Raw genomic sequence first — 7,463 nt, 5'->3', positions numbered from 1 at the left:
CGCACCGGCGCCGCGGCCGCCCCGGCCGCCGCCCCGGCCCGGCGCGCGGCCCGGCTGCCGGCGGCGGTGCGCGCGGTGCTCGCCGTCCTCGCGAGCGCGTTCTGGCCCGTCCCCGCCGCCGGGGCCACCGGGGCCGACGGGGGCAGCGGCCCCGTCGTCCTCGTCGGCTTCAGCGGTGTGCGCTGGGCCGACGTCGACGCGGAGCGCACACCGGGGCTGTGGTCGATGGTGCAGGACGGGGCGATCGGCACGGTCGCGGTGCGCAGCGTCTACACCGCCGCCTGCCCCGGCGACGGCTGGCTCGCGCTGTCCGCGGGACGCCGCGCCACCGACTTCGCGGCCGGCTCCGGCTCCCACACGACGGCGCCGTGCGCGCAGGTGCCCGCGGTGACCCACGACACCCCGGCCGAGCCGGCCCTCGTGGCCGGCGTCCAGCCGGAGATGGCCCGCTACCGCAGCACCGCCGCGGCCGGCACGTTCGGCGCCCGGCCGGGCCTGCTGGGGGAGGTGCTGGGGCGCAACGGCGTGCGCACCGCCGCCGTCGGGCCGGGCGCGGGCATCGCCCTGGCCGACCTCGACGGGGACGTGACCGTCGCACCGGCCGACGGCGACTCCCCCGACGACCTCGCCGCCGCCGTGCGGCTGGCGCTGGCCGGGGGCGCCGCCCTCGTCGTCGTCGCCGCCGGCGTGCTGCGCGACCCGGCCGACCTGCCCGCGCGCGAACCCGCCCCGGCCGCCTCCCGGGCCGAGCAGGTGGCGGCCGTCGACGCGCGGGTGGCAGCGGTGCTGGCCGCCGTGCCGGACGTCGCGGCCGGGGGCGCCACCGTGCTCGCCACGTCGCTGGCCGACGCCGGGGCCACCCCCCACCTGCAGTTCGCCGCGGCCCTCGGGCGCGCCCCCGACGGCGGGTACGAGGCGGCGCTGCTGGGCAGCCGCGCCACCCGGCAGGACGGCATCGTGCAGACCACCGACCTCACCCCCACCCTGCTGGACCTGGTGCTGGGGCCGGGCGGGCACGAGGCGGCCGACCTCACCGGCCAGCTCGTCGGCGCCCCCGTCAACCCGGTGGCGGGCTCGCCGGAGGAGGCCGCCGACCGGGTGCGCAAGGTCCGCGACCTGGACCAGGCCGCGCAGGCGGTGCAGCCGCTGATCAAGTGGTTCTTCTCCGGGCTGGTGGCCGCGCAGATCCTGCTCTACGTCGTGGCCACCCTCGCGGTGCGCCGGCACCGGGGCGGGCGGCTGGGCCGGGCGCGGGTGCTGGCGTGGATGCGGCGGGTCGCCGTCGTGTGCGGCACCGTGCCCGCGGCGACGTTCCTGGCCAACCTGCTGCCCTGGTGGCGGGCGGGCACGACGACGGCCTCGCACCTGGCGGCGGTCTCCGGTGCGGTGGCCCTGTTCGTGGCGGGCCTGACGGCGGTGGCGCTGCTCGGGCCGTGGCGGCGGCACCCGCTGGGCCCGGCCGCGGTGGTGGGCGCGATGACGGCGACCGTCCTGACGGTGGACGTCGCCACCGGCACCCACCTGTCCACGTCCAGCCTCATCGGCCTGCAGCCGGTGGTGGCCGGGCGCTTCTACGGCCTGGGCAACACCCAGTTCGCGCTCTTCGCGACGGGCGCGCTGCTGCTGACGGTCGCGCTGGCCGACCGGCTGGTGCTGGCGGGGCGCCGGGCCGCGGCGGTCGCCGTGGTGGTGGTGCTGGGCGTGGTCGCCACCTACGTCGACGGCGTCGTGGGCAGCGACTTCGGCGGCCCGCCGGCGATCCTGCCCGCCTTCGCGCTGCTCGCGCTGGCCGTGGCCGGGATCCGGATGTCGTGGCGGCGGGCGCTGGCGCTGGGGGCCGGCACCGTCGTGGTCATCTCGGCGATCGCCGCGGCGGACTGGCTGCGCCCGGCGGAGGAGCGCACCCACCTGGGGCGGTTCGTGCAGACGGTGCTGGACGGCGGGGCGTGGCAGGTGGTGCAGCGCAAGGGCCTGCAGAACCTGCACATCCTGGTGGGCTCGGTGCTGACGCTGATGCTGCCGCCGGCCGCGGCGTTCGTGGCGTTCGTGCTGATGCGGCCCTCGGCACTGGGGGTGCGGGCGCTGCAGCGGACCTACGACCACCACCCGGTGCTGCGGCCGGGGTGCGTGGCGATGCTGGTGCTGTGGGCGGTGGGGTTCGCCGTCAACGACTCCGGCACGACGGTGCCCGCGGTCGGGGCGATGCTGGCGCTGCCGCTGCTCATCGCGGCCGCGGTGCGCACGCTGGAGGTGGCCGAGCCCACCGGGGCGGGCGGGGCCCCCGTCAGCCGGGAGGAGCCGGCGCCGCCCGCGACCCGCGGGTGACGAGCCCCGCACCGGGGCACCGGGCCCGCACCGCGAGCAGGGCGACGTCGTCGTCGGGCTCGCCGGGCAGCAGCTGCGCCAGCACCGCGTCGACCAGCTCCCCCGGCGGCAGGGCGGCGTGCGCGGCGAGCGCCTCGTGCAGCCGGCGGAAGCCGTCGTCGAGGTCCGCCTCGCGCCGCTCCACGAGCCCGTCGGTGTGCAGCAGCAGCGTCGCCCCGCGGGGCAGGACGCCGGTGGCGTCGTGGCGGGAGGCCGGCTCGAGACCGAGGAGGAGGTCCGGGGCGCCGTCGGCGAGCACCTCCACCCGGCCGCCCGGGTGCACGAGCACGGGCGGCGGGTGGCCGGCGGTGGACCAGGTCAGGGCGTGGGAGCCGTCCGCCGCGGCGGGGGCGAGGCGGACGACGACGGCGGTGGCGAGGACGTCGAGGCCGAGCAGGGGGGCGGCGCCCTCGACGCGGGTGAGCAGCCGGGCCGGGGACTCGGCGCGGTCGACGGCGTAGGCGCGCAGCACGGCCCGCAGCTGCCCCATGGCGGCGGCGGCCCGCACGTCGTGCCCGGTGACGTCGCCGATGACGAGGACGGTGCCGCCGCCGGGGCCGGGGACGGCGTCGTACCAGTCGCCGCCGACCCGGTCGCCGGAGCTGGCCGGCAGGTAGCGGATGGCCAGCTCGAGGTCCGCCGGTTCGGGCGGGTCGGTGAGCATGGCCTCCTGCAGGGTGCGGGCGGCCTCGCGGCGGTCCTGCAGCTGGGCGAGCTGGCGGTCGCGGGCGCCGGCCAGCCAGGTGCCCAGCAGGGCGGTGGCGAGGACGACGGCGGGGCGGGCGACGGCGGGCACCCCGTGGACGCCGTCGACGAGGACGAGCGCCGCGGCGGTGAGGGCGGCCACCAGGCCCACGGCGAGGGTCTGGCGGCGGGTGCCGCCGGCGCTGGTGAGGACGGGGGCGATGGCGAGGGTGCCGGAGACGTTGGCGACCGGGGAGGGCCGCCCGGCGTGCAGGAGACCGGCGCCGATGTCGACCGCGGCGATCGCGGCGGTGGCGAGCAGGCCCAGCAGCGGCCACAGCGGCGCGCCGAAGGTCCGCGGCCGCGGGGACCCGCCGGGCCCGCGCGAGGAGGCGGCGTCCCGGTCGTGTGGCGTGCGCATCGTCCTCCCCGGGGCGCTGGGTGGGGGCCCGTCCGGGCGACTCTAGGACGCCGGGGGCTCGACCACCCGATACGCTGTTGGGAATCATTCCCTTTCTCGGAGATCATCTGATGACTCGTCGCACCGCCCCCGTCCCCCGGCGCACCCGATCCGTCGTCGCCACGGCGATCGCCGGCAGCCTGCTGCTCGCCGGCTGCGGCGGTGACACCTCCGCCGCCGGTGCGGGCGGTTCGGCCCCGAGCACGGCCGCAGGCGACGGCGCGGTCTCCGTCGTCACCTCCACCGACGTCTACGGCGACCTCGCCGCCACCGTCGGCGGGGACCGCGCCGAGGTCGTCGCGATCATCGACGACCCGGCGCAGGACCCGCACTCCTACGAGGCCAGCACCCGCGACCAGCTCACCCTGCAGCGGGCCGACGTCGTCGTCCAGAACGGCGGCGGCTACGACCCCTTCGTCGAGACGATGCTCGACGCGGTCGGGCGCGAGGGGAAGACCGTCGTCACCGCGGTCGAGGAGTCCGAGGAGTACGCCGCGCAGACCGCCGCCGGGGAGACCGGGGACGAGCACGCCGAGGAGGAGCACGCAGCGGACGAGCACGCCCACGAGCACGGCGCCGCCGACGAGCACGTCTGGTACGACCTGGCCACCGCCGAGGCCGTCGTCACCGGGCTCGTCGAGGCGCTGTCGGCCGCCGACCCCGACGGCGCGGCCACGTTCCGCACCAACGGCGACGCGCTGGTGGTGCAGCTGCAGCAGCTGCGCGAGCGCGAGGAGCAGCTCCACGCCGCCGTGGAGGGCAGCGGCGCCGTCGTCACCGAGCCGGTGCCCGCGCACATGCTGGAGGCCCTCGGCGTCGAGGACCGCACCCCCGCGGAGTTCGGCGAGGCGATGGAGGAGGGCCAGGACGTGCCCGTCGCCGCGCTGCAGGAGGTCCTCGACCTCATCGGCGCCCGGCAGGTGGACGTGCTCGTGTACAACGAGCAGACCGCCGGCGCGCAGACCGAGCAGGTCGAGGCCGCCGCGCGCGCGGCGGGCGTCCCCGTCGTCCCGGTCACCGAGACGCTCCCCGAGGGCAAGGACTACGTCACGTGGATGAGCGACAACCTCACGGCCCTCGAGGGCGCGCTGACGTCGTGAGCACCGCCCTGTCACGCACCGCCCCGGATGCCGTCGCCGCCGGCACCGGGCACCCGGCCGCCGTGAGCGTGCGGGGCGCGACCCTGCGCTACGGCGAGCGCACCGTCTGGCGCGACCTGGACCTCGACGTCGCACCGGGCGAGTTCGTCGCCGTCCTCGGCGCCAACGGCGCCGGCAAGACGAGCCTGCTGCGCGTCCTGCTCGGGCAGCAGGCCCTGGCCGCCGGCACCGCCGCCGTCGCCGGCCGCCCGGTGCGCCGCGGCGGGCGCGGCATCGGCTACGTGCCCCAGCAGAAGGGGCTGGACCCGACGACACCGCTGCGGGCCCGCGACTTCGTCCGCCTCGGCATCGACGGGCACCGCTGGGGCCCCTGGCTGCCCAGCGCCTCCGCCGCCCGCCGCGTCGACGGCGCGCTCGCCGCGGTGGGCGCCACCGGGTACGCGCGCACCCCCGTCGGCACCCTCTCCGGCGGGGAGCAGCAGCGGCTGCGCATCGCCCAGGCGCTGGTCAGCGAGCCGGCGCTGCTGCTGTGCGACGAGCCGCTGCTGTCCCTGGACCTGCACCAGCAGCGGGTGGTGAGCGAGCTGCTCGACGCCAGCCGGCGCCGCACCGGTGCCGCGGTCCTCTTCGTCACCCACGACGTCAACCCCGTGCTGCCGCACGTGGACCGCGTCCTCTACCTGGCGGGCGGGCGGTTCCGCATCGGCCCGCCCGAGGAGGTCATGACGACGGCGGTGCTCTCGGACCTCTACGGCTCGCCCGTGGAGGTGCTGCGCTCCGGCGACCGGCTGCTCGTCGTGGGCGGGGCCGCCCCCTCGGAGCACCCGCACTGCGCCGAGCCGGCGGACGAGCCCGGCGGCTGGGGCCCGCGGTGAGCCCCGCCGACGTGTGGGGCGCGCTCTTCGACTTCTCCGACTACGGCGCGCTGCTCGCCCTGGTGCACAACTCGCTGCTGGCCGGCGCGCTGCTCGGCCTCGTCGGCGGCCTCGTCGGCGTCGTCGTGGTCGCCCGCGACCTGCCCTTCGCGGTGCACGGCATCTCGGAGCTGTCCTTCGCCGGCGCGGCGGCGGCGCTGCTGGTCGGCGCCGACGTCGTGCTGGGCTCGGTGGCCGGCTCCATCCTCGCCGCCCTGCTGCTCGGGGTGCTGGGGGTGCGCGCCCGCGACCGCAACTCCGCCATCGGGGTGCTCATGCCGTTCGGGCTCGGGCTCGGGGTGCTCTTCCTGGCGCTCTACCCGGGGCGCTCGGCCAACAAGTTCGGCCTGCTCACCGGGCAGGTCGCCGCCGTGGCGGACGTGCAGCTGCAGTGGCTGGCGGGCATCGCCGCGGTCGTGCTGGCGGCGCTGGCGCTGCTGTGGCGGCCGCTGCTGTTCGCGAGCCTGGACCCGGAGGTGGCGGCCGCCCGCGGCGTGCCGGTGCGGGCGCTGGCGCCGGTGTTCATGGTGCTGCTCGGGCTGACGGTGGCGATGAGCGTGCAGGTGGTGGGGGCGCTGCTGGTGCTGGCGCTGCTGGTGACCCCGGCGGCGGCGGCGGTGCGGGTGAGCGCCTCGCCGGTGCTGGTGCCGGTGCTCAGCGTGGTGTTCGCGCTGGTGGCGGTGCTGGGGGGCACGCTGCTGTCGCTGGGCTCGTCGGTGCCGATCAGCCCGTACGTGACGACGGTGTCGTTCGCGACGTACCTGGTCTGCCGCGGCATCGGTGCGCTGCGGGGGCGCCCCCGCTCCCGCCGCGCCGCCCCCGCCCCGGCCTGACGGGCCCGCCCCTCCCGCGCCCATCTCCGGGTTTCGGCGCTTCCCGACGTGCCCAGGAGCGCCCATCTCCGGGTTCGGGCGCTTCCCGAGCGGCTCGGGAGCGCCCGAACCCGGAGATGGGCGACCGGGACGCGCACCACGCGGGGAGGCGGCGGCCCGCGCCGCGCGGCAGGGTGGCGGGGTGCAGACGTTCCTGCCCTACGCCGACTTCGCCCGCAGCGCGGCGGTGCTGGACCCACCCCGCCTCGGCAAGCAGCGGGTGGAGACCCTGCAGGTGCTGCGCGCCCTGGAGCTGCCCGACTACGGCTGGGTCAACCACCCCGCGGTGCGGATGTGGCGCGGGTGCACCCCGGCCCTGGTGAGCTACGGCCTGGCGTGCGTGGAGGCGTGGACGCGCCCGGGCCGGGCCGACTCCACCGCGCGGCTCATCGCCGAGTTCGCCCCCGAGGTGGTGGGCCGCACCCAGGCGGAGCTCGCCGCCGACGGCCTGATGCCGGTGTGGCTGGGCGACGAGCGGGTGCACCTCAGCCACCGCTCCAGGCTGCTGCAGAAGGCCCGGGAGCTGTACCTGCCCGCCTTCGGCGCGGACACCCCCGACGACCTGGACTACTTCTGGCCCGAGCCCGGGCCGCCGCCGCCCCCGCGCGAGGTCAGCGGGCGGCCGGTGTGGGTGGTGCGCCCCGACGAGCCCACCGACCTGGCGATCTTCCTCACCGAGGGCGTCGTGGGGCTGGGCGACTCCTGCGGGATCGACGTGGACGCCGGCGGGCTGGACCTGCCGGGCCTGCGCGCGCTGCTGAAGGAGCGGGCGCCGGGGCGCCGCCCCGGCAAGGAGCTGCGCCAGCTGGCGGCGTTCCTGCACGAGCTGGCGCCCGGCGACGAGGTCGGGGTGCCCATCGAGGGCGAGCGGGCGCTGCTGCTGGGCGAGGTGGTCGGCGACTACGCGTTCGTGGACCCGCGGGCGGGGTGGCCGCCGCACCGGCGCCCGGTGCGCTGGCTGGGGCGGGCCGAGCGCGGCCAGGTGGTGCCGCCGGCCGCGCTGCAGGACCCGCGCGCCCTCTTCCCGGTGCTCGTCGACGCCTGAGCCGCGCGCCCCGCCCGGCGCCGG

Annotated in this window: 6 protein-coding genes; 5 read left to right on the top strand and 1 reads right to left on the bottom strand. The window is 78.2% G+C overall.

The genetic code is table 11. The features are described 5' to 3' along the window. On the top strand, positions 1 to 2,325 hold a 2,325-nt coding region (locus ABEB16_RS01345; protein WP_345710481.1), incomplete at its 5' end, for a hypothetical protein. Here ABEB16_RS01345 and ABEB16_RS01340 read toward each other — a convergent pair. After that, on the bottom strand, positions 2,285 to 3,469 hold the full coding sequence (locus ABEB16_RS01340) for a PP2C family protein-serine/threonine phosphatase (RefSeq protein WP_345710480.1): 1,185 nt from the start codon (positions 3,467 to 3,469) through the stop codon (positions 2,285 to 2,287). The genes ABEB16_RS01345 and ABEB16_RS01340 overlap by 41 nt on opposite strands. Before the next feature lie 110 nt (positions 3,470 to 3,579). Here ABEB16_RS01340 and ABEB16_RS01335 point away from each other — a divergent pair, with 110 nt between their 5' ends. The 4 genes from ABEB16_RS01335 to ABEB16_RS01320 all read left to right on the top strand — a co-directional run bounded on the left by ABEB16_RS01335 (position 3,580) and on the right by ABEB16_RS01320 (position 7,439). Next, positions 3,580 to 4,608 (top strand): metal ABC transporter substrate-binding protein, encoded by a 1,029-nt coding sequence (locus ABEB16_RS01335; protein ID WP_345710479.1) that lies wholly within the window; start codon positions 3,580 to 3,582, stop codon positions 4,606 to 4,608. After that, positions 4,605 to 5,483, top strand: a complete 879-nt coding sequence (locus ABEB16_RS01330; protein WP_425560073.1) for a metal ABC transporter ATP-binding protein — start codon at positions 4,605 to 4,607, stop codon at positions 5,481 to 5,483. Before ABEB16_RS01335 ends, ABEB16_RS01330 begins: the two co-directional genes overlap by 4 nt. Next, positions 5,480 to 6,355 (top strand): metal ABC transporter permease, encoded by an 876-nt coding sequence (locus tag ABEB16_RS01325; RefSeq protein ID WP_345710478.1) that lies wholly within the window; start codon positions 5,480 to 5,482, stop codon positions 6,353 to 6,355. The genes ABEB16_RS01330 and ABEB16_RS01325 overlap by 4 nt, the downstream gene beginning before the upstream one ends. Before the next feature lie 181 nt (positions 6,356 to 6,536). Next, the gene (locus tag ABEB16_RS01320) at positions 6,537 to 7,439 is read left to right on the top strand and encodes an MSMEG_6728 family protein (RefSeq protein ID WP_345710477.1); all 903 of its coding nucleotides are present in this window, start codon (positions 6,537 to 6,539) and stop codon (positions 7,437 to 7,439) included. Positions 7,440 to 7,463 lie beyond the last annotated feature (24 nt).

Origin of the sequence: Kineococcus glutinatus (assembly GCF_039542765.1) — a bacterium.
Taxonomy (GTDB): Bacteria; Actinomycetota; Actinomycetes; order Actinomycetales; family Kineococcaceae; genus Kineococcus_A; species Kineococcus_A glutinatus.
The sequence above is the reverse complement of the archived record's forward strand: the minus strand, read 5'-3'. Positions and strand labels throughout refer to the sequence as shown.

Coding starts and splice junctions, on each gene's coding strand:
- ABEB16_RS01335 (WP_345710479.1), top strand. CDS start 3,580: ATGACTCGTCGCACCGCCCCCGTCCCCCGGCGCACCCGATCCGTCGTC.
- ABEB16_RS01340 (WP_345710480.1), bottom strand. CDS start 3,469: ATGCGCACGCCACACGACCGGGACGCCGCCTCCTCGCGCGGGCCCGGC.